At 32.3% G+C, this 26557-nt stretch carries 27 protein-coding genes; 6 read left to right on the forward strand and 21 right to left on the reverse strand.

Features of this window, described 5'->3' with window-relative positions; all coding sequences use genetic code 11:
• Positions 1 to 31 precede the first annotated feature (31 nt).
• The gene (locus H2O64_RS17455; RefSeq protein ID WP_187563499.1) at positions 32 to 766 is read left to right on the forward strand and encodes a nitroreductase family protein; all 735 of its coding nucleotides are present in this window, start codon (positions 32 to 34) and stop codon (positions 764 to 766) included.
• 93 nt (positions 767 to 859) lie between these two features.
• On the opposite strand, the gene H2O64_RS17460 is transcribed toward H2O64_RS17455, so the two are convergent.
• From H2O64_RS17460 to H2O64_RS17475, 4 genes are all read right to left on the reverse strand, one after another.
• Positions 860 to 1516: a response regulator gene (locus tag H2O64_RS17460; RefSeq protein WP_187563500.1), complete on the reverse strand. Its 657-nt coding sequence runs from the start codon at positions 1514 to 1516 to the stop codon at positions 860 to 862.
• A gap of 1 nt (position 1517) precedes the next feature.
• Positions 1518 to 2303 carry a sensor histidine kinase gene (locus tag H2O64_RS17465; protein ID WP_187563501.1) on the reverse strand — a complete coding sequence of 262 codons (786 nt, stop codon included), beginning with the start codon at positions 2301 to 2303 and terminating at the stop codon, positions 1518 to 1520.
• A gap of 166 nt (positions 2304 to 2469) precedes the next feature.
• Positions 2470 to 3147, reverse strand: coding sequence for a hypothetical protein (locus H2O64_RS17470; protein WP_187563502.1), 678 nt, complete (start codon positions 3145 to 3147; stop codon positions 2470 to 2472).
• Between the two features lie 12 nt (positions 3148 to 3159).
• Positions 3160 to 3558 (reverse strand): hypothetical protein, encoded by a 399-nt coding sequence (locus H2O64_RS17475; RefSeq protein WP_187563503.1) that lies wholly within the window; start codon positions 3556 to 3558, stop codon positions 3160 to 3162.
• A gap of 296 nt (positions 3559 to 3854) precedes the next feature.
• Here H2O64_RS17475 and H2O64_RS17480 point away from each other — a divergent pair, with 296 nt between their 5' ends.
• On the forward strand, positions 3855 to 4076 hold the full coding sequence (locus H2O64_RS17480) for a hypothetical protein (RefSeq protein WP_187563504.1): 222 nt from the start codon (positions 3855 to 3857) through the stop codon (positions 4074 to 4076).
• Here the strand turns inward: H2O64_RS17480 and H2O64_RS17485 are convergent.
• The 9 genes from H2O64_RS17485 to H2O64_RS17530 all read right to left on the reverse strand — a co-directional run bounded on the left by H2O64_RS17485 (position 4063) and on the right by H2O64_RS17530 (position 14209).
• Entirely contained in the window at positions 4063 to 4902 is an 840-nt protein-coding gene (locus H2O64_RS17485; RefSeq protein WP_187563505.1) for a 5-oxoprolinase subunit C family protein, read from the reverse strand. The genes H2O64_RS17480 and H2O64_RS17485 overlap by 14 nt on opposite strands.
• On the reverse strand, positions 4899 to 6350 hold the full coding sequence (pxpB, locus tag H2O64_RS24325) for a 5-oxoprolinase subunit PxpB (RefSeq protein WP_317173841.1): 1452 nt from the start codon (positions 6348 to 6350) through the stop codon (positions 4899 to 4901). The genes H2O64_RS17485 and pxpB overlap by 4 nt, the downstream gene beginning before the upstream one ends.
• Before the next feature lie 74 nt (positions 6351 to 6424).
• The gene (locus tag H2O64_RS17500) at positions 6425 to 7105 is read right to left on the reverse strand and encodes a hypothetical protein (protein ID WP_187563506.1); all 681 of its coding nucleotides are present in this window, start codon (positions 7103 to 7105) and stop codon (positions 6425 to 6427) included.
• Between the two features lie 21 nt (positions 7106 to 7126).
• Positions 7127 to 8317 carry an Nramp family divalent metal transporter gene (locus H2O64_RS17505; RefSeq protein WP_187563507.1) on the reverse strand — a complete coding sequence of 397 codons (1191 nt, stop codon included), beginning with the start codon at positions 8315 to 8317 and terminating at the stop codon, positions 7127 to 7129.
• The gene (locus H2O64_RS17510) at positions 8301 to 9440 is read right to left on the reverse strand and encodes a DUF2891 domain-containing protein (protein ID WP_235982922.1); all 1140 of its coding nucleotides are present in this window, start codon (positions 9438 to 9440) and stop codon (positions 8301 to 8303) included. The genes H2O64_RS17505 and H2O64_RS17510 overlap by 17 nt, the downstream gene beginning before the upstream one ends.
• A gap of 374 nt (positions 9441 to 9814) precedes the next feature.
• Positions 9815 to 10492: a hypothetical protein gene (locus H2O64_RS17515; RefSeq protein ID WP_187563508.1), complete on the reverse strand. Its 678-nt coding sequence runs from the start codon at positions 10490 to 10492 to the stop codon at positions 9815 to 9817.
• A 669-nt stretch (positions 10493 to 11161) separates the two neighbouring features.
• A complete protein-coding gene (locus H2O64_RS17520; protein ID WP_187563509.1) occupies positions 11162 to 11899 on the reverse strand; it encodes a LytR/AlgR family response regulator transcription factor in 738 nt (245 codons plus the stop codon).
• A gap of 6 nt (positions 11900 to 11905) precedes the next feature.
• The gene (locus H2O64_RS17525; RefSeq protein ID WP_187563510.1) at positions 11906 to 13612 is read right to left on the reverse strand and encodes a tetratricopeptide repeat-containing sensor histidine kinase; all 1707 of its coding nucleotides are present in this window, start codon (positions 13610 to 13612) and stop codon (positions 11906 to 11908) included.
• Positions 13613 to 13651: 39 nt separating this feature from the next.
• Complete coding sequence (locus H2O64_RS17530) at positions 13652 to 14209, reverse strand: hypothetical protein (RefSeq protein WP_187563511.1); 558 nt, start codon at positions 14207 to 14209, stop codon at positions 13652 to 13654.
• A gap of 139 nt (positions 14210 to 14348) precedes the next feature.
• Between H2O64_RS17530 and H2O64_RS17535 the strand changes: the two genes are divergently transcribed.
• Positions 14349 to 14546: a hypothetical protein gene (locus H2O64_RS17535; protein ID WP_187563512.1), complete on the forward strand. Its 198-nt coding sequence runs from the start codon at positions 14349 to 14351 to the stop codon at positions 14544 to 14546.
• 480 nt (positions 14547 to 15026) lie between these two features.
• On the opposite strand, the gene H2O64_RS17540 is transcribed toward H2O64_RS17535, so the two are convergent.
• The 6 genes from H2O64_RS17540 to H2O64_RS17565 all read right to left on the reverse strand — a co-directional run bounded on the left by H2O64_RS17540 (position 15027) and on the right by H2O64_RS17565 (position 22515).
• Positions 15027 to 15236, reverse strand: coding sequence for a class I lanthipeptide (locus H2O64_RS17540; RefSeq protein ID WP_187563513.1), 210 nt, complete (start codon positions 15234 to 15236; stop codon positions 15027 to 15029).
• Positions 15237 to 15412: 176 nt separating this feature from the next.
• Complete coding sequence (locus H2O64_RS24330; protein WP_187563514.1) at positions 15413 to 16297, reverse strand: DUF6962 family protein; 885 nt, start codon at positions 16295 to 16297, stop codon at positions 15413 to 15415.
• A 226-nt stretch (positions 16298 to 16523) separates the two neighbouring features.
• Entirely contained in the window at positions 16524 to 18131 is a 1608-nt protein-coding gene (locus tag H2O64_RS17550) for an O-antigen ligase family protein (protein WP_187563515.1), read from the reverse strand.
• 25 nt (positions 18132 to 18156) lie between these two features.
• Positions 18157 to 20163 carry a fibronectin type III domain-containing protein gene (locus H2O64_RS17555; protein ID WP_187563516.1) on the reverse strand — a complete coding sequence of 669 codons (2007 nt, stop codon included), beginning with the start codon at positions 20161 to 20163 and terminating at the stop codon, positions 18157 to 18159.
• Between the two features lie 350 nt (positions 20164 to 20513).
• A complete protein-coding gene (locus H2O64_RS17560) occupies positions 20514 to 20729 on the reverse strand; it encodes a hypothetical protein (RefSeq protein ID WP_187563517.1) in 216 nt (71 codons plus the stop codon).
• A 109-nt stretch (positions 20730 to 20838) separates the two neighbouring features.
• Entirely contained in the window at positions 20839 to 22515 is a 1677-nt protein-coding gene (locus tag H2O64_RS17565) for an AraC family transcriptional regulator (protein ID WP_187563518.1), read from the reverse strand.
• Positions 22516 to 22822: 307 nt separating this feature from the next.
• Between H2O64_RS17565 and H2O64_RS17570 the strand changes: the two genes are divergently transcribed.
• From H2O64_RS17570 to H2O64_RS17580, 3 genes are all read left to right on the forward strand, one after another.
• Positions 22823 to 23050, forward strand: coding sequence for a hypothetical protein (locus tag H2O64_RS17570; protein ID WP_187563519.1), 228 nt, complete (start codon positions 22823 to 22825; stop codon positions 23048 to 23050).
• A 391-nt stretch (positions 23051 to 23441) separates the two neighbouring features.
• Complete coding sequence (locus H2O64_RS17575) at positions 23442 to 23627, forward strand: hypothetical protein (RefSeq protein WP_187563520.1); 186 nt, start codon at positions 23442 to 23444, stop codon at positions 23625 to 23627.
• A gap of 212 nt (positions 23628 to 23839) precedes the next feature.
• Entirely contained in the window at positions 23840 to 24862 is a 1023-nt protein-coding gene (locus H2O64_RS17580) for a hypothetical protein (RefSeq protein WP_187563521.1), read from the forward strand.
• Between the two features lie 208 nt (positions 24863 to 25070).
• Here H2O64_RS17580 and H2O64_RS17585 read toward each other — a convergent pair whose 3' ends face one another.
• Both H2O64_RS17585 and H2O64_RS17590 read right to left on the reverse strand, forming a co-directional pair.
• Entirely contained in the window at positions 25071 to 25778 is a 708-nt protein-coding gene (locus tag H2O64_RS17585; RefSeq protein WP_187563522.1) for a DUF4097 family beta strand repeat-containing protein, read from the reverse strand.
• 12 nt (positions 25779 to 25790) lie between these two features.
• A complete protein-coding gene (locus tag H2O64_RS17590) occupies positions 25791 to 26549 on the reverse strand; it encodes a DUF4097 family beta strand repeat-containing protein (RefSeq protein ID WP_187563523.1) in 759 nt (252 codons plus the stop codon).
• Positions 26550 to 26557: the final 8 nt, after the last annotated feature.

Consider the following 26557-nt stretch of genomic DNA (forward strand, 5'->3'; position numbering starts at 1 on the left):
TTTTTAACAAAATGATTGGTATGTTTGTAGCATGACTCCAGAAAAAACAGTTACCGAAGCTATTCAATACAGACGCTCTGTGCGCGTTTTTGACAAAGACATTGAGATTGACACCGAAAAAGTGAAACAATGCGTTAAAAATGCTGTGCTAGCACCTACAAGTAGTAATTTACAGTTATGGGAGTTTTATCATGTAACAGATGAAGCCGTTTTGAAACAATTAACGGAAGCTTGTTTGGGACAGAATGCCGCAAAAACCGCAAAACAATTGGTCGTTGTTGTTGCCCGAAAAGATTTATGGAAACAACGCGCTAAGGCAAATGTAGATTTCTTGAAGAGCTTATATGGCGATAAACCCAAACAAGAATATTCGCGGAGAGAAAAATTTGCTTTAAACTATTACCAAAAGTTAATTCCGCCAATTTATGCAGAGTTTCTAGGTATTTATGGTTGGTTAAAATATGTCGTTTTTAATTGTATTGGATTATTCAGACCAGTATACAGACAAGTTCGCTTGAGCGATTTACGCATTGTAGCACACAAAAGTGCAGGTTTGGCAGCCCAAAACTTCATGATTAGCATGGCAGCAATTGGTTATGATACTTGCCCGATGGAAGGCAGCGATACGTTACGCGTCAAAAAGATTTTAAAACTTCCGCGTGGTGCTGAAATCAATATGGTTATTGGTTGCGGCGTTCGCGATGAAAATGGAGTGTACGGACCACAATTCAGAGTGCCATTTGAAACTACGTATTTTGAGTTATGAGTTATGAGTTATGAGTTATGAGTTATGAGTTATGAGTTATGAAAACTAAAAAATCTCAATACTCACTACTAATTTCTCAATACTAAACACAAACTATTTACTAGCAACCATATTGTTACGAATTGCGTATAAAACCAAGCCTATTCTGCTTTTTACTTTGAAATGTTTGAATAACGATTCGCGATAACCGTCAATGGTTTTTGGACTCAAACACATTTCTTGCGCAATTTCTTTATAGGTCATTTCGGTACACGCCAATTTTAAGAACGTTAATTCCGTGTCTTTCAATTTTTTACCGTTTTTGACTTCATTATCATTTCCTCCGTGCAGCGTATTTAGTAGTGTGGTAGCAACACGTTCAGAGTAGTAAATTCCATTAGAAATGACTTCATTTAGGGCTTTATAAAATATTTCGGGATGAATGTCTTTCAGTAGATATCCTTTCGCGCCTAAGCGCAACATTCGTATAATGGTTTCTTCATGATCGTCCATAGAAAGTGCCAATACTTGAATCCTTGGGCGATTTTCTTTGATCCATTCCATCGTCTCAAAGCCATTCATCACAGGCATATTGATATCTAATAAAATGATATCTGGGACATTTTCAGATTCTAATAACTTCTTTATCAGTTCGCTTCCATTCTTTACATGGTACAAAACCTCAAACTCATCAAATGCATTTACCAAACCTTGTAATGATTGGGCAAAAAGCAAATGATCATCGACAATAACAACTGAATGTTTTTTCATACTATTTTTTATAGGGATAGGATAAAGTTAAGGAAACTCCTTTATTTTTAGCAGATTTCATACTAAATTCCGCATTTATGATTGCTGCGCGGCTTTTCATATTAATTAATCCTGATCCTTTTTCTATTTCTCCTTCGTCAAAACCAACACCATCATCTTGCGCTAAGATAATTAATCGATCTGACTCAAAAGTAATAGTTACATCTAATTTATTTGCTTTGGAATGTTTGATGGCATTTGAAAAGAATTCTTGCATGATACGGAACAAAATGATTTCTTCCTTAATATCAAGTTCTCTTTCTTCTCCTACAACCTCTAATTTTGCGACTAAAAAGTTTAACTTATTAAATCGATCCAACTCTACTTCTACTGACTTCACAAGTCCCATGTTTTGGATAATTTCCGTATTCATGGTTTTAGACAACAATCGAATCTCTTGCAAACTTTTGCCCACAATCTCACTAATATCATCTAGCTTTTCTTTATTTTCAGATGTGAGTTGTGTTCCTAAAATGTTGATGTGCATGCGTGCGACAGATAATAACTGACCAATATTATCATGCAATTCCCAACTCATATTTTGCAGTGCCTGTTCTTGAATTTCAATTTGCGATTTGGCAATTTCTTCCATGTATTTCTTTTCGGCTTCTTTCTTTTCAAGAATAAACTTTAATTTTCGTTTTTGGAAGAATACAAATAAAATTATAACGGTTATTAACAAAATAAGCAACACTAAAGACGATGTTGCTACAACTACTAACATTTGAACTTCTTCTTCAGTCTGCATGATTTTTACCCTTGTATATTAAATAATTTTACATTTTTTCTATAATCTAATAGCTTTTTAGTTTTCTTTTTATGTAATATTAATATTAGTATAGTAAAGATAATTGAACTAAAAAATATAATAGCAGAAGATACAACTACAGTTAATTCTAAACTTGAATTATCCATTACACATCAGTTATTTGATTGTTATAGTTTTTACGCATAGTAGAAAATCCAATTATAAAACATATACACATTACAAAATTCAAGAAAAATAATACCGTACTGAATATCTTTGGGTCTCCAAGAAGGAAAAATTTGTAGGCAACTTGGAACGGTAAAAACGTTCCATGGAACAATAAAATCCCTAAACTAAACCAAAAATGAGTAGATTTAGTAATATTAAGTACCATATCACTTTTAAAAATTTCAACAAAATAAAAGCATATTGAAATTATTAATAAGATTACTCCTAAAGCATAAGTATAACTTTGTATACCTGTATAAAAATTTTGAATGAAAAATACATTAATTAGTGAAAAACAAAGAAATAACAGTCCAAAAGAAATTAGTAAATTCTTTTTAAACTTAGGCTTTATTAACCTGAAATACCACCAATAATAAAAGAGCATGAATGTTATTATATATGTGTTATAGACAGGATAATTTAACATCCCAAACCATGAAGTAAATTTACTTCCCAAAAAATCGAAACCAGCCATTAAAAAGACTGATAATAAAAAATATTCAGTCTCAGCAAACTGTTTTTTCTTATGCTTAGTATAATTAACTAGATAAAAAAATAAACCTATTAAGGCAGCTGCTAGGACTAAATATTTTGATAAGAAACGTAGTTCTTCCATTAATTTAAAATGTTATTCTCCATAATCGTTTTGTGGAGGATTTCCTTGATCTCCTAAATTCATTGCTGGAATCTCAGTAATGTCTTTACTGCAATTCTCTCTAGAAGAGGTTGTAGGACACATAAACAATGTGTTTTGACCAGCTTTGGATTCATCATCTGTACTTTCTGGATATACACCAAAATAGAATCGAATGCCATCAACTGTTACTTCCTTCTCCAAAGCTTGCTGCTTTACATAATTGATGTAGCCTTCTAAATCTTCTAGCGAATACCAACTAGAGCAAGAAAAATTGCTGTCATCTTCTTCGGCGCTAAACCGGCCGCTTTGCTTTTCTTTGAAACAAGCATTTAACTCAGCTGCTTGCTCATTCGTTATAAGCTTTTCTTTAGGGGTTTTGTAGTCACTCATACTTAATAATATTGTTGATTATATCGACAAGTTATCTATAAAGAACCACAATTCAAAAACTTCTAAACACAGTATTTATGTGCAATTTTAGCTAAAAAACTGATAACTAGAATCTTACCCTGAAAATGCTTGAAAATTCTCAGGTAATTTCCTTTTAGAAAGGGGAAAAAGCCCCTTTATTTAAGGGACTTTCCTCTTGTCAGCTATCGCACAACGCTGTACATTCGCTTATATAAATAAAACTACTGTAAACCTCCAAAATGACCTCGCTAGATAAAAATATAAGTGCATCACGCATGATTATTAAGTCACATATTGATAAAGCATTCGCTGAAAAATATATTCAGTGGAATGATGGACTTAATTATACCGAATTTATCCGTGCGTTGTGGCGCTTGTTTCTAAATCATGATAGTTTTAAAGATGGAACGCAAGATATTTTAGGAAAACTTAGCGAAGAAGATGCCATGCAATTACTTTCCGACGAAATTGATATTACAAAACTCAGAGCATCTTAAAATAGATGCTATCTCCAGTATGTTTTTGCGAAAGTATACTGATACTTTTTTGGTCTAATTGAAGAATTCTCGGATAACCGCCCGTAGTTTGGCAATCTTTCATCAAAATTATTAATTTCCCCGATGGTGTCAATTGAATTGTTCCTGGTAATACTGCCGAAGTAATGATGGATGGAAAGTCATTTGTGACCAATTCGTTCAATTGATACGCCATTCTATTGTTCAATCCAACTGAAAACGAAGTGCTGAATAGCTGTTTTCGCTGTTGTTTTGATAACAAATCAAATTCTGGGCCTTTAAACACGTTTATTTCGCTGTCGCTGAATAAATCTTGTCGCAATTTAATGTTTGAAAACGATTCTACTTTTTTCGCTGTCGCTTGATACGGAACAAAATCACCTTTTTGAATTCGTGATTTTACTGTGATTCCATCATAAAAACTACGGCTTCCCAATATTTTTTCTGTTTGAAATCCATGTTGCACAGCCAAATACGCTCGAACACCATAGTTTCGTGCGCCAAAATCAAGTTGATCGCCTTTAGCAATATGAATCGGAATGTTCAATCGGATTGGTTGATTGTTTAGTTTTGGGGATAAATCTGCGCCACAAATCACAATTTGTGTTGCTTCATGAAAATACAAACTTGGACCTTGTAATGTGATTTCTAATACGGCTGCATCTTGATCATTTCCTAAAATCTGATTCGCCAAAGCTCCATGATATTCGTCCATCACACCCGAAATTGGAACACCGTAATTTCGGTATCCAAACCTCCCAAAATCTTGAATGGAAGTATACAATCCGCTCTGTAAAACTTCCATCATTCTACACTTGATTTTAGTTCATAATTTCCATTAGAAACAGCTTCAGAAATATTGTGATATTCATCCAACGAAATTGAAACAAATTTTATAAAATCGCCCGCTTTTGCAAAACATGGATTTTCGCTTGAAGCATCAAAAAAATTGATCGGGGAATTGCCTAAGATTTGCCAACCACCAGGGCTTGATTTCGGGTAGATTCCAGTCTGCATTCCGCCAATCCCAACAGCACCTTTCGTCACTTCTAATCGCGGTGTTGATTTACGATCGATATGCAAGCGTTTATCGAGTCTGCCTAAGTATAAAAAACCGGGCAAAAAACCGATTGAAAATACTTGATATTTTGGAGCTGTATGCAATTGTATAATTTCGTCAATAGTCAACTTATTTTTTTGTGCGATTTCTGGCAAATCAATTCCAAATTTTGAATCATAACACACAGGAATTTCCCAACAATGGTATGTTTTAGTCTGTACGATATCGTTTTTTAGCAAAAACAACCTTTCCAACAAATGTTGGAGCGTTATAAAATTCACTTTTAATTCATCATAAACAATTAATAATGAATTATTTGATTGAATTAACTCAACTATTACTTTAATATTAAAACTCAACACTTTCTCTTTGAATTCCAACACCTTATTTAGTACTTCTGGTGACATTTTTGCTTCCCAAGTTACTAACATCCCTGAATTTCCATACGATTTGTACGTTGGGAATTTAGTTTTTGAGTTGTCTTTTTTTGTATTAAAATGTGAATATAATTGCTGTACAATTTCAATCGCGTTTAGCGTATCAGAATGCACACAAAATGTATCTGATTTTAGTGTGATTTTTTGACTAGAAACCGTGCATACTTTTTGCTCATTTTTCAGTGTAGAAACATGCTGAATCACCTCTCCTATTTCGGTAATAATAGCATTGCTTTTTTTACGCGACACTAGTGTCAAATCATCATTGTAATTTCGATCAGCAAACGCTTCATAATAGACTTTAAAATTTTGTTCTAAAGCTGCTTTTTCAATCACAGAATTGTATGAAATATAGAGCTTATATTTGTCTTTATACGTTGAAATTGCCTTTAAGAAAAGTTGTGCTTTTTCTTCACTTTTTGCCACATCATTATACAAAGCACCATGTGGTTTTATGTGTGTGATTTTTGCATCATTCAACACAACAATTTTTTCTAAATCAGAGATTTGTTTTTGGATCGTTTTGATGAATTCAACTTCTGGCATTTCCATAGAAGCTCGTCCAAAATTGACACGATCAGGATACGAAGGATGCGCGCCAATTTCTACCTGATATTTTTTAGCCAATGCAACAACTGTGTGCATGGTTTCCGCATCACCAGCATGTCCGCCACACGCAATATTACACGCATTGATGTACGGCATGAGGATTTCCTCATTATCTACGCCTTCTCCAACATCACAATTGATATGTATCATTTTGGGTTTTTGGTGTTAGGTTTTGGGTTTTTGGGTCGCTTCGCTTTTAGAGTCTAGACTTTTTAAACGCGTAATTAGTCATTTATTTCAACTTTTAAATATTTAACTTTTTCTTTACAATCGTTTAAAAACATTCGTACTAGCTTTAAATAATATACGTTTTTATGTACTTTGGAAGCTGTTGTTGTCCAGCCTTCAATACTGATCATGTATTGTTTTTTTGTTTTTAGATCAGTTAACGCCACTTCTTCTTCTGTATAATAATTTGAGTATGAAATTGCAGTTACACCATTTGAAGTCAACGGTTTTCCCATGGTATAAAAGGCAATTCCGTTTATTAAATCAATAGATAAAAATCCCCAACTTTCATAGCTTGAGAGTTCAATTAAAGCATTTCCACAATATATTCCTTTGAATTGATAGTCTAAGTATTCTTTAGTTTGCACCTTGTTTTTACAAGCTTTAAATACAGATGGAATAAGACACGTCTCGTCATCAATTTTTATTTTGAATTCGTAACAAGAGTCTTTACGCTTGAAGATCTTTGGATAGTTTTGGACTAGTTTCGCTTCTGATATTGATGTGAATTCTATATACTCTTCTGAAATTCCAATGACTTTTTCGTATGCAGATTTTTCAATAAGTGTAGACTTTCCATTTAATTGATTTGATATTGTTGTGATCTCAAAATCGCATTGTTGCGCCCAAGATGTTTGAACCGTAAAAAATAGTAGTAAAGTGAGTCTTATGTTCATTAGTTTTAAAATCTATTCAGATTAAAATACGCTTATGATTCCTTTTATTCCTAGAACAAATGTGATAAGGATGATACATATTGCCAAGATATTTTGAAACATTGAATTCTTGTACTTCCCTAAAACATTGGCTTTGTTTACAATCCAAACTAAGAAAATCGCGACAATTGGTAGTAATAATCCATTCGCAACTTGTGCAAATGTAATGACTTCTACAGGATTAAATTTTAAGGACGAAAACACAACTCCTAGTACTAAGATGATTGCCCAAACCGTACGAAAACGGTTGTCTTTTAATGTTCCTTTCCACCCAAAACAACTTTTTGCTACATACGCAGCCGCTAAAGGCGCTGTAATTGCAGACGTGATTCCTGCGGCAAATAAACCGATTCCAAGCAAGTATTTGGCGTATTCTCCATATAATGGCTCTAGTCCTTTTGCAAGATCGAATGCATTCGTAATATCGCCGCCAGTTGTTGCAGTTGCTGCGACAATGATTGCCATAGAGACAATTCCACCTAAAATAATAGAGATTACGGTGTCTTTTCTAGCAATTGATAAATCTTCTTTCGTTTTCCATTTTTCTTTCACTAAAGAAGCGTGCAAAAATAGATTGTATGGAACTACGGTTGTTCCTATTAAACCAATAATAATCAAAACATTACCTTCTGGAATCGTAGGCACAAATGTTCCTTTTAACATCGCCATAATGTCTGGCTTTGTTAGAATTGCCGTGATTAGAAACGATATACTCATGAGTAAGACTAGCGTTACTAAGCTGCGTTCCAACACTTTGTAATTCCCTATGAATAGTACAATGAATGCAATAGCACCAATTAGAATTGGATATACTACTGCGTTTGCTTCACCAAATACTTGCATGCCTAATGCTGCGCCGCTGATGTTTCCTGCTTCGTACGCTGCATTTCCAATGACAATAGCGCCGAGAATTAAGAAAATAGCTGAGTTTCGTACGATTGGATTGCTTATTTGTCCTTTGATGACTTCCGCTAATCCTTTTCGCGTGATGATTCCGGTTCGTGCCGCCATTTCTTGTAATACTATCGTTGCAATGATTGATAGTAACATTGCCCAAAGCAAACTGTAGCCAAATTGCACGCCCGCTTTTGTACAAACCGTTACGGTTCCAGGTCCGATAAACGCTGCGGCTACGAGCGTTCCAGGTCCTATATTTTTAGTCCATTTGAACATTTGCAGCAGTATTTAAAGCGTAAATAGCGAATGAACCTAACCAATGTGTTCCACTGTAATTATCGTCTACAATGCTTGGTAAAGAATAGTTAATGTGCTCGTTTGCAACCTTTTTTAAGTGTGCATATTCTGGAAATTGATTTGCAATTCCGTATAAACACCAAGCTCTACTGAAATTCACACCATCTAAATGGACGAGTTTCCCATCTTTTCTATCGGATACTTTTCCTTGTGCAAGTTGAAAGTCTTTGTTGGCTAATTGTGGCAAAAATTTGTGCAACCACGTTTTGAATTCGTCTTTTCCTAAAATTCTTCGCATAATGTCTGCTTCTTCCAAACATGGCGATAGAAAGTCGAATCCGCTTGGCTCCCAAGTTATTGGACAGTTTTCATCGTTTAGATAGAATTTTTTTGCGCTGTTTTCTATTAAATTGGCTAATGCTGTATTTTCAAGTGTCTTGGCATAATCGTACGCAAATGTAAGCCCGAACGCAGTGTTTGTGTGCTCTCCAACGCGAATTGGATAGTTGAGTTTTGGTAAAAAATTCACATATCCTTGCACAATCAAGTCTGTTAACGGTTGTAAATTTGTTTCCAATTCGCGTGCTAACGGATCATTCCAAGTGTGTAATTCTTCTGCTAGTTTTAACAACCAAGCCCAGCCATAGGTTCGTTCAAACGATTTGCTGTATTTTCCTTTGAAGTATAGAATTTCGGTTTCTATGTTTTGTTTGGAGATATTTTGCGCTAGTTTTTCTCTGATTTCTGCGCTGTTTTCTAAGTCTGGAAATTGTTTCAATAACGTCACTAACGACCAATGTCCGTGAACCGACGAATGCCAATCAAAACAACCATAAAATGCTGGATGCAATGCTTTTGGCGATTGTAAATCTTCCCCACTTCCAATGGTTTGATTGAGTTTGTTGGGATATTCTTCTTGAATGCAATGCAATGGCAATGCAGCCAAACGGCTTGCTTCTGCTGAAGATAGTTTGACAATTTCACCAGAAACTTTCACGATTTCGTCCGTTTTTGATGTTTCTTGAACTGCTTTTTCTGTTTTTTCTGTGGTTTGACATTGAACGAACAGGCAAAGCATTATGAGGTAGCTAATTTTTCTCAATCTTAAAATGTTTTGGTTAAAGGTTCAAGATAGGAATTTCTGTTTAGACTTTGTTAGACTGTTTTAGACTTTGTTGGACTTTGTTAGACTGTCTTAGACTTGTTAGACTTGTTGGATGTTGGATTTGTGGAACTTTTTGGACTTATTTAAAATGAAAAGTGGCGATTTATAAATTTTAATTTTTGAAAGAGCAATCAATAGAACCTAATTATGATAATGTAATTGTATCAGTTAGTCTAGATAGTTGTTGTATGTAGCTTTACTAATGGTAAATATAGAAGACGCTAAGAATTTCAGCGTCTTCTATTTTGTTAAATTATTATAAGCTGATGCTCACTTTTAATTTCTTAATTTACATCTAATCTGAAAATTATTTATTCCCAAATGAAAGTATTACTTGCTATTTGTCTTACGGAACTATATATTCCCATACATAGTGTGTATTTTTCGTTATGGTTCAATGGTTTGTCAAACGTCAAATCTCCAAATCCAGTATAACTTTCTCTTGACACAGAAACTACTTTTCCTTGGACTGCCGCAGACTCTCCTTTTATTTCCGTTCCTGCCACCAAGTATATTTTTACATTGGTTTTGTTATCAAAAATAGAAGGCGGTACACTAAAGTCGTAAGATACAGAATTGGTTCGGTTGCTAATTTTGAAAATTCTTGATGACTGAAATCTTTTCGCTTGGCCTTGAATAATAGTAGCTGTAGCTGCAACCGAAAGTACATTGCTATCTAAGTAGTGTGGTCCAAATTCTAACGTGTAGTTATTGCTGTAAAAATCCAAATAATTAGATTTAATTTGTCCTTCAACTGGGCTACTTTTTACATTATAACTTTTGTACGTACCCTCGACAGTTTTCCCTTCACCATCAATAATTCTAACAAAGTATCCTTTATTTGTTCCGTTTAATGGCAATACTCCTTTGTAATTAAGAATACTTCTTCCTAAAGTTACTGCTTCTTGTATACTCGTTGTTTGAACCCAGTTAGAGTTTGCGCCCATTTCCATGTGCAATTCCAATGATTCTTTTAATGATAGACCCATAATATTAAATTTTAGTTTGATTAATTTTCCTACTCTATTTTAGGCTTTTCAGATTCCGCCTTTTAATTTTAAAATGATATCATTTTTGCTTTTGTACGATGTAAATGTAGTTATGAAATGAAGCCGTTTAATGAATTGTTCAATGAACGCAGCAAAATGTAGTGTGAATGATGAAAAGTGCGGAAAGAATGATTTTTATCTTTTTAGATATGGATAATTAGTCTAAAAGTTAATTACTTAAAGATTAAAATTTTGTTTTAAACATGAGTTCGACATAAGAAATAAGTAATATAATTGCCGAGCGTACTAAAATCAATACTTTGTCACTTCGAGCCTTTCGACTGCCGCTCAAGATAAACTAAAGTCGAGAAGCTTCAAAACGCTTTTTTTTATAGAATCTCGATAGCTACGCTAGGTATTTTCAATTAAAATATATTTTAATTTCAATAATGCTCGATTTGACATTTGAATTAAAATGCTGAAAAACAAAACATTAAAAGTTAAGTTATATCGAACTCACGTTTTAATATCCAAATTCGCGTAAGGGATAGAGTGATTGTTGGAGCTCCTTGGAATGCAATGGAAAGAGCGACTCACTAAAGCCCGACCTGAGTTTTTCGCGAAGGATACGCCCAAATTTTAAAAAGAAAAGGAAAGGTTTTGACTGTTTTATTTGATAATTGTAAAGAGCTCTAATAGTACTTTTCGGTGACGTTGACTTACTGGTATATCTTTGTTATTTTTGAGAATGACGGTATAATCATTTGTATGTACAGATAAGATTTGATTGGTATTGACAACATATTTTCTGTGGATAGAAACAAAGTTTTGTGGTAAGGTTTCAGAAAAACTTTTTAAGCTTTTTTGAACTAAAAATCGAGCATCATTGGTGTAGATGTAACAGTATTTATCATCCGATTCTACATAGTAAATATCGTCAATGGCAACTTTGACTAAGACATTTCCTTTTTTGATGAGTAATGTATTGTCAATTTGTAAAGTTGCTTCATCTTTGGTCGTCAATTGCCCAATTTGATCCACATATTTTTCGATGGCAAGTTCTATAGCAAATCGAATTTCAAACGGATTCACTGGTTTTAGTAAATAGCTGTAGGGTTTTTGTTTTTTGGCAGCGATGAATGATATTTTGTCTTTTGAATTGGTCAAAAATAAGATCGGAATTGGATGATGATGATTGATGTAATCGGCAAAGCGAATTCCGTCGCGTGCCTGATCTATAAAAATATCTAATATGGCAATATCGGGAAGGTTTTCATTGAAAGTCTTTACGCCATCATCATAATTTGTAGCAATTCCGCAGATATTGTAATTATCGGAAAGTGCTTGTTTTAGAATTTCTATTTCTTCTAAATTATCTTCAAATATTAAAATATTTATTTTATCCATAGGTTTTTATGCTACGTTTTTATATGGTAATGAGATGTTTACGATGGTTCCGCCAGCGGGATTTGATTTGATTTGAATGCTTCCACCATTGAGCTCAATCATTGATTTGGTAAGCATTAAACCCAATCCAGAACTTTTTCTTCCTGATGTATCTTTTTGTGTTTTGTTTGATTTGATTTCGAAAATACTTTTGAGTACTTTTTCCGGAATTCCAATGCCTGAATCTGTGATGAATACCGTAAATGATTCGTTTTCGATTTCGCCAGAAATGACAATTTTCCCTCCTTTTGGCGTGAATTTTATTGCATTGTCTAAACAGTTTCTGATAATGATTTTGAAAATTTCCATGTCTCCAAATATTAATACAGATTTTGGAACTTTGATGTGAAATTCGATGTTTTTTTCGGCAATTAATGCGCCGTATTGTTGCTCTATTTGCGAGAGAATTGGCCATAATGGAAACCAATCTTTTTGAACAGAAAGCAAATCGGATTGACTTAATGCCCAATTGAGTAAATTGTCTAATAGTAAACTTAACGAATCAATGATTTTATATACATTTTTGTCTGATGAGATTGTGGTATTTTCAGCTACTTTTCGCAACTGAAATGTTTGTTTTAATTGCGCTACTGGACTTCTTAAATCGTGTGCAATGATGGTGAATAGTTGATTTTTGACTGCATTTGTTTCATTCAACTTTGCATTCAACTGATTGATCACTTTGTGTTGACGCGCCAATTTTCTGTAGAATATAAAAACGATCAATAATACGAGTAAAATTGCAATGGAAATGGCTATGAATGTATTTCGCTGTTCGGTTTGAATGTCTACTTCAGCTTGTTTTTGTGCTATACTAAATGTTTCTTTTTCTTTGGCTACTTGCCATATTGTATTTTGTTTTTGAAGTGAATCTTTGAGTATTGTGTATTCTTTTAAATAATTTATTGCCTTTTTATGCTCTTTAAAAACTTCCGAAGTCAAATACATATTATATGTAATTTGACTTTTCAGCTCTAAATCTTTCAATGGTTTGGAGAAGTTATACGCAGAATCAAAGTATTTTTTGGCGATGTTGTCTTTATATTGCTCAAAGTATAGGTTTCCTAAGTTTGAATACGTTCTAGCAATTTGAAGTGAATCGTTATTCTTTTTATATAGTTGTAATACTTTTTGAGATAATGAATCGGAAGCCTTGTAATTTCTCTTTGACAAATATATAAAAGCTTCACTTTCAAATATTTCTGTTTTAAAATAATGTGTTTGTGTTATAGGAATTGCAATTGCTTTGTCATAATAGCTAATTGTAGAATCGTATTTTTGTTGGTCAAAATATAGTTTTCCCAAACTCTTGTAAACAAATTGTTTCAAGCTTTTATTAGGTGTATTGCTAATGCTTAAGAAGTAATTTTTTGCTTCATTTTCAACTTCTAGTTGTACTAAAATATGTTTTTCTAGTAATAGCTTTAGCGTATCATTCGTTTCCCTGTCATTTAACACATATCGTTTTGCCTCTTTATAGTCCTTTTTCGCAAAACTTACATGTGCATTGTGCCACGCACTTGCTGTAACGTTTACTTTTTGTTGCGTTTTTGTATTCGCTTTACAATACTCACAATATGTTGAAAACCATTCATCAATGTATGAATTTTGACCAAATGTTGTATTAAAAATGAGTAAAAATAGTATGTATATAAAATAGTTGATAGTTTTCATTATGAGAAAATAAATTGATTTCTTAAAAAACCTTCAAACTCATAATTTTGGTGGAATGAATACAGTTCCTCTTTTTGGATCTCCAAATTTAATTGAGTCCAATATTTTATATATTTTGGCTATCTTTTTTTGAGCCTTTTGTTCACTAATACAATTTATGTTTTTTGTGATTTTTTTTATCTTTTTTAATCCCTTAATTGGAGTAACTAATTCGCTATTATAACTCACTATTTTTTCGTTAAAATCAATATTTACTTCTATTTTCGCTAAACCAAAAACATCCTTACTATTTTTTGGCTGAAACCAAAATTCCCAATGATTTCGTGCTGTAACTTTTTCTGGCAAACTTACTTCTTTAATATTTTCTATATCAAGTGTAATACCGTTATCTATGACTTCTACATAGGTTGGAATCTTTATTTGGTCTTTGGTCACTGAAGCACAAAAATGAGCTGTTACATAAATGATACCTCTTTTTTCGCATATGTGAACTAAAGGTCCAAGGGATTTATCCATAGCATCCGAAGGAAAACTTCGTTTTGTGGTTTGTGTAATGATATTACTATCAGTGTTAGAGAAATAAATTAGTTGGTGCATAGTAGGTTTATTTTATAATTAGTCTGCCCAATATAAAAAAATTACTTTAAAATAAAGAATTCACTTTCTAAGTTTTTAATTTTTACTGAACTTGTCTTGATTTTTACTCCTTAAAAAAAATGAATAAACACGTGTTCAGTTGGGATACTTTTCAATGTTTTTAGGAATGCAATACCACGAATATAGAATTGAATTTATAAATGAATTTGGCATAAATGAATCTGTAAGCGTTTGGCTTGGTGGAATTAACGATCGGATTTTTGAATTTGAAAAGTGTTTAGATTATTATGCGACTAACGCAGTAATTGAACATTTTACAAGTACATTTGGTCATTAAGAAATAGTGCTCAACAAAAAAACGAGCCGAAGCTCGCTTTTGGTATTTGTGTTTGTGTGTAATCTTAACAGATAAAGCATGATACACTACACCAAGCAACTACACTACTTGCGCATTGATTATTTTGTGTAGTACAATTAAAATTAGTCAAAGGTGTACAAAACTCCTGGGCAACCTGAAGCTTGTTTTTCATCATAATACTAAATGAGTTTCTACCAGCAAGGGAAGCAGGTTGCTTTACAAGTTAAAAAACAACTCACAAAGCAATTGGTAAGACACGTATTATCTGTTACTTGAGGTAACAGACATACGGGACATCCAGATAATGGATTTGTTGGACTTAGTTAGACTCCTTTGATTGTTGGATTTATTAAACTTACTTAGACTTGTTATATGCTGAGCGGAGTAGAAGTCTTGGTTTTGTGTGAAACAAAAAAAGCGAGCCGAAGCTCGCTTTCCTATATCGTAATACTAAGAATCTTAACAGAAAAGTATTCCAGATGCAACGCATGCAAGTGCTGGACATGTCCATCCGCAATTCGTTACACATTTTGTAGCACAAGCGCTTCTTGGATTAGATACTACGCAAGGATTGGAAGCTGCTTCTGCTGCTAATCCTCCACCAACTTCGTCTAGGTTAGAGATTGCACTTTTGTTTAATGTTAGTTTGTTGATTTTTTTTTTTTTCATAATGGTTAAAATTTAATGGTTATATGGTTATTAGGTTTTGAGTTTTTCAGTAAAATTTTGCAGAAATGATGTGCTGAAAAACGTATTCCCAATATTACCTTCTTTTTTAGGTATTTGAAAATAAATGTGACGAATGCATGTGTTTTGTGACGAATGCAATAGTATGATTTTTCGCCTTATTTTAAATATAGAAGTACTATTCTTACGTAACTTTTACTGACAGGCACTAGCGTAGTTGTATTTTCTAACGAAAGTAATATTCGTTGTGAGTTTCCTTTGTGCGAATTTATTTTATGAATGTTTACATAGTATTGACGATGGCATTTTACGATGAAATCATAGTTTTTTAGTCGTTCTGCAATGAAACGCAATGGTGCGCGCAATAGTTGTGCTTTTTTGTCGCCAATGGAATAGATTTCAACATAGTTTCCGGAAGCTTTTATATAGCCAATTTGCGAAGGTGTGACTTCAATACATTGATTTACGTCTGGCGATTTTAGAATGATTTTTTTGTCTGATTCAATTTTTTCATTTGCAATGTCAACAGTTACTTGAGCAACTACATTACTTCTATTATTTACAGCTTTGTTTGTGTATAATTGATCTAATAAAATTGTAATGATGAACAACGGAATGCTGATCATGATGGATCGTGGAATGGTGACAAATAGATAATAATTTGTATCAACTACACCAACATCCATCATAAAGCGATGGTACATGGTTCCAATGAATCCGGCAATACTCATGATGGCAACTAATAATAACCAATGCTGATAGGTTTTCCAAGGTCGATGTTCATTGGCAAATTGTAGTTTACGAAAAAGCAACCAATACAGAAAGTAAATCACCAAAGCTGTATTGATTCCGTAACCTAATTGAATGACTTTTATGGGAATTTCATATTTAGGAATCGCTAAGTAGTTATCATACGGATCAAATATGTAGACAAACATCGTAAGCACAATTCCAATGACAACAGAAAGTTTTAGATAATACGATTGGTTATCTATGAGTTGGTGTTTTTGTTGAAAGTAGTCTGTTATTTTGTCTATTGTCACGGTTTTTTGATTAAAAAAGTGACTTGAAGTTACAAAATTGTTTTGTTTTTTATGGAAATTAACCTGTGATTTGTGACCAAATTGATTTTTATGTGATGAATTATACTTTGTGAAAAAGAAAAAATACACGCTCTAAATTTTTAACCTTTAAGGTATTTATTAAGTGTGAATACTACTTAGATATGCGTACGAAGTCTTCAATTTCTTATAATGAAACTATTTTTATCTAAAATTTATACTTTTTAATGATCCCATTAATTTCTTTTTTCATTACATCAGTATGATCATTATCTACTCTTAATTCCATATTTCTATAAAAGTTTAATAACTCATTTACCTTATGTTTTTTCTTTAAATGATCATTAATTAAAAGTTGTTTGTATATAGGTAATAAAGTAAAAGGTCTTACTATATGAGATTTTTCATAATACTTAAAAGCTTCCTCATATTCTCCTAAATACTCAAAAACTTCGCCTGTAAATAAAAGCATATTATATGAGAGATTTTTATCATTTAAATATAGAAGTATGCGCTTTGCGTTTTTGGAATCTTTACTGATGTACTCTTTAGCTACCCAGTATTTAATTTCATTATTTTTAAAAGCATGTTGCGTTAGTTTAGAATCAAGTAAAGTGTTTACAGAAACACAATTATCTATATTTTTTAATAAAACAAATTTTGGGTAATAATAAACAGCACTTAATGTGAAAAATAATAAAATAGTGATCACCTTAATTGAAATAGTATTCGTAAATAGTGTGTTTTTATTAAAAATATTTAGTTTGAATAACTTCTCTTTTTTTGCAATTTCAACATAAAACAGAATTAAGAAGAATAAACTAGCAGTCATAAAGAAAGGATAACTTGTTAGAAGCATTAAGTTTATGATTAGAAAACAAACGATATAAAGTCCTTTTTTTCTTTTTAATAGGATATAGAGTATGTACATGTTAAGTGCTACGAATATACTAAATGGAATAATTCCATATTGAATTAGTATTTGTAAATAATCATTAAAGGCAACATTGTAAACTTCACCAATAATCTGACTCATTTCACTAACATTATGATTAATGATAGTATGATTATACCAATTTGTAAAAGGATTATAATCAAAAAACTTTACGGTGTCTAAATGATTTAAAATAAAAGTATTGATGTGCATTCTACCTGTAATAGATATCTTTTTTATAGTCAAAAGTGGGATCAATACTGATAAAAAAATAAGCACACTTAAAACTTTTAATCGAGTTCTTTTAAAATGATCAAAGATCTTAAATAGTAATAAACTACAAGTAGCTATAAAGCCCAAGCGTGATTTTATTATAAAAAACAAAATTGTAAAAACGATTAATATAATTAGCATCGCTAAATTGATTTTATCCATTTTTAAAACGGATAAGCAAATGATTAAAATTGAAGTGTTTACATAAAATCCGTTTAGTTTTGAAATACCTTCTATTTGTAAGAATAAAACAGATTTTAGAATCAAAATTGAAATTATAGGAATCAATACTAGTAATAGAAGATTTGCACTTATCCTTTTATGAATGGATATTGAAAAAAATAACAATAATGAAATTCCCAGTACATCGGTGTACTGATTTACAAATACCAAGAGTAGCGCAACTACAAATGAAATATAAAGAAGTATATTTTCTGTTATACTGTATCTAGTGCTATTTATAAAGCATAAAGAAACGCACAACAAGCCAATAATAAGGTATGAAATATTAATAGTTTTGTATAGTGGATTTAACACTATAAAAAAAGAAAGCACAACACACATTAGTATGTCCTTAAGGTTCATATTAATTGTGGTTTGTGCTTTCATTATGAGGCTTTTATTTAATCAAAAATTAGTCTGTAATTCTTAAAACAATATTTGAGCCTTGGAGAGAATAGTTTCTATTAATTTCTTCCCAATAAAATAAATCAAAAGCTCCCATAGGTAAGGTTTTATCAGGATAATCAAATACAACAGTACTCGCTTTTTTGGCTCCTATATCTAGACCAATATCGAAAACATCTTTTTTTCCAATTTTAAATGTTCCTTTAGCGTCTATTTCTTTTGTTTCTGTAAAGGTTTCAGTAGTTATCTCACCTGTATCAGTTTCCGAAATATTTACAAAAATTACCTTATTGTAATAATCACCATACCAGTTATTGATCAATGTAATTGGTGTTGAGTTTTGAATCAGAAAGATTTCTGGTGCGTATGGAATCTGATGCGCATAGATAGGATTGGATGTAGACGGAACATAATCGTTACCAAAAGGTATAAGAAGTTGAAAATTTTGATAAGGCCATGGAAGCTGTATAACTTGAGCTAATTTTGGCGTCAAACCAACAATACCTTCTGATGTTTTCGTACCTGCGTCTTCATCGGTAGCAATTGTTGAAGCAATAAAAATCTCTGGCATCCCTAATTCTGGTAATTCAAACGTAGTAATATCAGGAATATTAATTTCACTAATTCTGACACGGTCTCCACTGTCTCTCCATGCAGGATAAACAACATCGTATACGGGTAAAGAATAATTAGCTCCCAATTTGTTTCTAATTCGAAAATGTTGGCGATTCCCTTTCCAACCTGCCGGGTGACCTTCAGTATGGCTTATTTCTAAAGGATCAGTAATGTCTTCAATGTTTGACCAAGAGCTGTTAGTTCCATTTGTTGAGGCTTCAATTTTATAGCCTGTAGATTGATAACTTGCAGGTGGACTCCAATAATATTCAATAAATCCTTCATTATAGTTTCTTGTTTCAAAATTTTGAACAGGATCTACAATAAGACTAGCATCAGTTTGTACGGTTATAGAGTTTGTCCAAGCTGAGCGACAATAATCTTCGGATGATCCAAAAGGAAATTTTCGCATTACAACACTTCTAACTCTATATATATACGTTGTATTTGGTATTAAATCTGTATCAGTAACTAGATATTGATTGCTTATATAACCACAAGAATAAATAGGAAATAATTTTATTTCACCAGTTACAGGGTTGCGTCGTTCAAGTACGTAACGATTCCAACTTCCTGCTTCTTCTAAATCGCTATTCCACACTATTTGTATAAAACCATCTTGCATGGTTACTGTAAAATTAGTAGGAGTATTAGGAGTGTCACAAGGACCATCAGGTTCTGGTATGCTTTCTACATCACATACTTGCGATGGTGTTAATTCCCCTAACGGACCCACAGGACCAGAAGGACCGAAGAAGAAAGGATTATCATAAGTCATGATTGAATTTCCTTGATCGTCATGTCGTTCACTAACTTGCACAGTTAAAAAAACTTCATTAACCACTTGTACTCTTGTATCGTTACTATCATACCCAAAAAGTAAATTACCAACTCTATGTTCTCCATTAACAAAAACAACTTTTCGTATCGCTAAATCTCCTGGAGTTAGAGACGAAGGACTCGTTGTGATATTATTTCTCAGTGCTATTATAACGTTTGGCATTTCTTCAGCTCTAGTCGTTAAATACGCTGTTGCTTGATCGACTGAGATGTGTTCATTACGAGCTAATTCTCTTGAGAAAATTTGTAAACCTGTCAAATTCCTGTCATCAACATTGGTTTTAAATATATCTGTTATCAAACTTTCATTATTACCATCTTTCCTTTTGGCGTTTGACTCTAATACTTTGGCAAGAGTTTCTTTTTTATCAATTAAACTAGTCAATACGCTAGTCAATTTATTTCCATAATCTAAATAACTTTTAGATTTATTAGAACTTCCATTTCTTTCTACTGATGATTTTTCAAGAGATGAACTAAGTAAAATTTCTTCTTCTTGACATCCTATCACCATAAAACAGATAAAAAGTAGCATTACATACAAATGTCTTTTTTTCATAATTTTAATTTAAAGTTTTAATTCCCTGCTTGAATTTACTAATAGGTTTCAGGTTTTACCTACGTGAATCGATTCATTAATAAGAGTCCGCATAAAAATTTTGTTACCCAATAAAGTTTAATTATTTCTAAAACAGCACTATTCGAAATTTTACAAGGATTAGTTATGATGGTATTTATAGATGAAATGCTAAAAACTTTATAAAAAAAACAAGAGTAATCACTAAAAATTAAGGTTAATTATATTTTACCCGACCTGAGTTTTTCGCGATGGTTACACCCAAATTATTGTGCATAAAAAAACTCGCATTGCTGCAAGTTTTTATGATTTTTGAATGTACTTTCAAACGGTTAACATAGTATTGATAGACAAACTAATGTAACAACAGTTGGTATGCTATTATTTCCATTTGTTTTGTCATCTGTCATGTGTGTGTCAATACCACATACAGTGTTTGGATCGTTTATATCGCTTTCGATACCTGTACCTCCAATAATTTTAGTTGTTACTGATAGGTTTACAATTTTTGTTTTGTTTAATGCCAATGTTAATGTACGTTTTTTCATCTGTCATAGTTTTAATGAAATCTGAATCTAAAAAAAATACACTCTTTATCAGCTATTTTTTCGTCTGAGAAAGTATATATTCATGAATTTGTAGCGTTTTTTATGAAATTTACGCTGAACTGCTTATCTTTTTTAGTTTTCTGATGAAATATGAAGGATTGATTCCTTTTGCATTGAAAAACGCTTTGGAAAACGATTGTACATTGTTGAACCCAACTTCTGCAGCAATAGCCTTTACCGTGTATTTTAGATATGTTGGATTGGTTTTTAGCTGCTCAATTGTATATTCAATACGCAAGTTATTGATGTATGTGGAGAAGGAACATTTTTTGTAATGATTGACTACTTTTGATAGATAGTTTGGATTGGTATGAAGTCCTTTTGGCAAATCATTGAGCGTAGTTTGATTGGAAATGAATTTGTTTTCATGTTCAAATGCTTCAAGTTTTTGCAATATGTCATTTACAATATCGATTGGAATTGCTATTTTTTGTTCGTCAGAAGCTAGGCTTTTTGATGATTTTTTAGGTTTTTTTTCGTTGATGACTTCCTCAAATCGACGTTGGTATGTTTTCCGTTTTCGGTATTGTATGCCAAAACCAATGAGTAAGAACAGAATAAGCACAAATAAACCAATGATTGCTTTTTTGAATCTGTTTCCTTGTTGTTGCTTTTCCTCGCGCAGGTTTTCTTTTTCTGCTTTTAGCTTCGGAATGTCATACTCTTTAAAGATTGCTTTGTTGAGATAAAGTTCGTCTGCTTTGAGAATACTGTCAACTTTCATTAATTGGTTTTTGTATATCAATTGATTTTTTAAGTCGTTTTTATTTTTGTAATAGGTATCTAATTGTATGTATGCTTCTCTTGTGATGGGAAATATGGAGTATGTTTTTTGAAATATACTATCTACTTTTTTAAAGAAATTGATTGCCTTCTCGGGTTGATTTAATCCTGCATGCGCTTTTCCAGAGTAATAGTATACAAATACCAATTTATCATCATCGTGAATATTTTCAAAGTATGGAGTGTATTTTTGAATGCTGTCTATAGCAATTTGATAGTTTTTTTTATGATAGTTTGTTACACCTTCATTGAATGCGAAGTGATTTTTGTACGATTCGTTTTTTAATCGAATGGCTTCCCGATGTCCAATTTTATTGTAATGATTGGCAGAATCTACGGTTTTGTTATCATTGAAGATGTTTGCCAATGCCGCAATTGAGTTGAAATAGGTTATTGTATTTACGGCTTCTTTATTTTTTTGCGTGTACGCATAGTTCTGCCGATATAATTCCAACGCTTCTTTGATGTTTCCTGTACGTCTTTTTACCGTTCCTATGTTATAATTTGCGCGAGAAATCATATCTTTTTGGTCATGTTTTTGCGCATATTCAAAGAATTGAAGATAGTTGTCTAATGCCCGTTGATAGGCGTGTTTTCCATAATAAAAATCTCCTTTTTTCTCGTAAGCAATGGCGGGATAATGAATGCTCGAATTATTTTTAGTCAACGCAATGATACTATCACTATAAGCAAGTACATTTTCGTCGGTATGTGTTACGGAAAGAATTCTGTAGCCAACAATGATGTTTGTACTATCTGTGGCTTGCTTGTCGTTTTTTGCTTTCTCTAAATATTGTTCGCCGTAGTAAATTTTTTGTTCTATGGTAGTGGCTTCTTGTAGCAACTTGTATATTTCGCCATACTCTTTGCGTGTCACTTCATCAATAGCAGTTTCTTGTTTTTGATTACAACTACTTATATACAGTATTATTAGAACGATCATACATAGAAAACCAATTTTCTTGTATGAAAACCGCGTTTCTTTTTTAATATCTAATGTCAATGTGGTAGATTTTTTTAGTTATGTAAAAAAATGATATCTAAAAATAGTTCTTTTTTCAAAAAAAAACATGGATTCATGAATATATACTACAAATTCATGAATGTTATACAACACTGTTTGTCAGCTATTTTTTTGAGCTGTTGCTTTGTAATGCACAAATGTAACAGCCAATACCGAGTTTGTGCAGACATAAACAGTACATGTCTTAAAATGTTTACTGTAACAGGAACACTTTAAATTTTAATTTATGAAAAAATCAATTTTAAACATTGGAACCGTATTAAACAAAGAGCAACAAAGAAACATCAATGGTGGAGATTCACTTACAAATCTTCAAGAGTATTGCGGTTCGCTTTCTATTGTATATTATTCCTTAACAAATGATCCTGAAGGCGATGGAATTAGTGCTGAAAATGATGCTTTAGCAACACAAACATTAATACAATGGAATACGCACTGTATAGGTGTCAATTAATGTAAATTCTTTTTTGCAAGAACAATTTTTATAAGATAGAAGGCTTTGAAGTTTTCAGAGTCTTCTGTTTTTTTAGCATGAAAGACATAAAAAGCGAGTGTCTATAACTGTTCGCTTGAAAAATAATTTTAACGATTTACTCATGAAAAAACAGCATTTACACCAATTGAATATTAAGAAAAAGACAGTTTCTAATTTGAACACTTCTAACTTAAAAGGAGGAACAGATATGCCAACACTTGATATTTTAAATTCTCAATGTGTATGTGGCACTAATTTATTTTGTAAGACCATACCTCCTTTTTGCATTTTTTAAAACAAAGTCAAACACCTAATAAACAGCAAGTTTATTTTTTACGCTTGCGCAATAATTAACCTTTAAATTTTTATTATGAAACAACACATTTTAAGTATTGGAAAAGCTTTAAGTAAAGCAGAACAAAGCACTATTCATGGCGGCCTTGCAGAAGAGTGCATCCCGCTTTTGGGCGCATGTACTAGCAATGAACAATGTCATCCAGTTCATAATGGTTTTCCAGCTATTTGCCAATTTGGATGTTGTGTAACACCCATTTAATAGAAAATATAGAAGACTCTGAAGATTTCAGAGTCTTCTTATGTTGATCAGCTTACTAATGGTATCCTTTTAATTGGATTTAGCTTAGGTTCATATTTTGTGAAATGATTCTATTGTCTACGATTTGATAATTTTGACTAAAAAGGGGAAAATCTCCCTTTTCGATCTCCAAAAAAAATCAGTACTTTATTAGATTCAAAACCATATAGGGCATGGCACAACCTTCAACAGAGAAGAAACTTGATGAGCATTCGAGTACACAACGAAATCCTAAAAAAGGAACTTTTATTGCTGCCACAAAAAATAAAAACAATTTTATTCCATCAAATGTTGTTCAACGAGACAAAAAGAAACCCAAAAACCCAAAATTCATCTCCGATTGGTTAAAGGTTGCAGTTCCAGCTATTTTAGTTGGTGCAAGACAAAAATCTTTATCTATGCAACAGGTCTTTAATTTAATTGTACAAGCGTATGGTGAACAAGGTCCTAATGCAAAAGAAAAAAGGCCTGCATCCAGAATAATTCAATCTAATGGTCTTTATAGATTGTTTAATGAACATGCAGCAATTCGTAAGAAAAACAATAAAACAGTGGTTGATGAACATGGAAATCCAAAGTTAGTATTAAGTCCTGAAGAGATTAAAAAATTAAGAAAAGAAGGCGTACATGTTGAGATGTTATTGCAAGAAGAACATAGTTCTAAAGGCGGAAAAAAGAAAAAAAACAGCCCTACTTTTGTTTATGAATCACCTGTTACTTCTGCTACACATCATATAGAAGTCCTCAAGTCTAGATGGCATCTTGATCTTAAAAAACAAGATAAAAACCTTAAACAATTTGCTACTCATTTAGCTAATAGCGGATATGCCACAGCAGGAAAAAATACGCCAAATGACCGAAGTGATGATTATGATACGAAACTTGTGAGTTTAACGTCTCAAGTTAAAAATCAATTATTGATCTATTTAGCTAGTCAAAATGCGTATTGGAATTATAGAATTAAAACTACCAAAAAAGATATTTCGAATTTAGAAAGTAGAATTAAAACCATATCGTCTCATTTAGAAATATTAGCTGAATTAGAAGGTATAGGAGAAGGACATTATTTATTAGAAAAACAGAAAGAGACTGCAGAGCGGACTTTACGAACAGATATCAGAAAGCTAAACAACTGGAGACATAACAAACAAATATATCAAGAGTTACAAGCTGCCATTATAGCAAATTTTAAATAGGATACTTAGTTAGAGACTCGCGTCGTATTGTTGTTCTATTTGAGAAAGAATTGACGATAATGGAAACCATACTAAAAACTAAGTTTCTGTAAAAAGTATAACACAAAAAAATCTCATCCTCTCGAATAAGATTTCTGTACTTGCTACACTTAACTAACAACAAAAGCTCCTCAATAGGAGAAGCTTTTGTTTTAAATTGAAATATTGTTTATCGCAAATAAATGGTTCCGTTTACGGTACTTAATTGCAAACTACTTATTGGTTTCTTCGTGTTTGCAATTACCTTTCGTCCGATAGATTGAGTTACGTTTACTGTTTTTAATTTTTCAGCTGCAAATACTTTTCCATGTGTCGTTTCTGCAATCACACTGGCATCTACAATTTCTAAATCTATTTCACCATTAACAGTACTTAAAAATAAATCTCCAGTATACTTTTTGAGCTTGAAACTCCCATTGATCAAATCGCCAGAAAGATCACCTTCAATCTCTTTAGAAGTCACTTCAGCATTCATACTGTTTATATAAATTGTCGCCTTTTTAGGAACATAAATTTCATAACTAAATGTATACTTATCAGTATCATTGTATTGCTTTACGTTGTCAGGATTCTTTTTATTGTTTTCTGCCCAAATTTTTCTAATAATCTTCTCTGCTTCCGCTTCAACATTTATTTTATCAGATGTTCTAGCAACATTCAGTTCAAAATCTTCTATAAAACTTTCTTCATCTGTTTGAATCGTTACTTTTACATATACTTCAGATTTGTCCCAAGAATTGATTTCAATCGTAGAAGCATATTTTAGATAGAAATTAATTTTTTGACCATTATATGGAATATTTTTTTTTATTATTTTTTGCGCATGTAGTTGAATTCCAAAGAGGAAGACTAATACAATAATAAATTGCTTTTTCATTTTGTTATTTTTTTAGTTAGTTTTTAATTGAATGTTTCCTGTGGCAGAACTTAATCGTACAGAAACGCCACCATTGTTAATCACTCCTTTTATTTTTTGATCTGTAATTTTTTTCTTTTCGTTTTTTGGATCGTCAATTCTAAAATCCGAATGTATTTTCCCCATCATAGAAGCCATAAAAATACTGGCGCTAGCATTATTTGGCAAACGGACTTCTATCTCACCTGTTGTTGTGGAAATTGTGGTGGGTATTTTTTGATTTATCTTTTTAAATGTAGCAACTACATTTCCAGCATTTGTACTTATCGTAACAGGTCCTAAAACGTCCGTAATAGTTACATTTCCTGAAACTTCTGAATCTACTTCAATTTCTCCTTCCATGTTTTCTATTTCCGTATTGCATAGGTTTTCGCTATGTACAGCAATATTTAACGAAGCAGGCACATAAATAGTTGTTTTTTCTCCGCCAGAAGCTCTTAAGTTTTTTATGAGCAAGTTGCTTCCATCGCGACTCACATTAAAATCAATTCCTGTATTATCTGTGTCATTGGTGTCTGCTCTTTTCAACCCTTTTGTTTTATCTTCCGATACAGGTCTAAATCGTTCTGGAACTATCTGTATTTCGTTTTTATCATGCGCTTTAATGACAACATCTGCTTCAGAAGTAATACGTATCCACTGAATACCATTCACGGGTTCAGTATGGCTTGTTTGCGCTTGTAGCGAGAAACTTGTACCTATTAGTATGATGAAAGTGACTATAAATTTCATAAGTTGTA

It is taken from the genome of Kordia aestuariivivens (genome assembly GCF_014397005.1).
Lineage (GTDB): Bacteria > Bacteroidota > Bacteroidia > Flavobacteriales > Flavobacteriaceae > Kordia > Kordia aestuariivivens.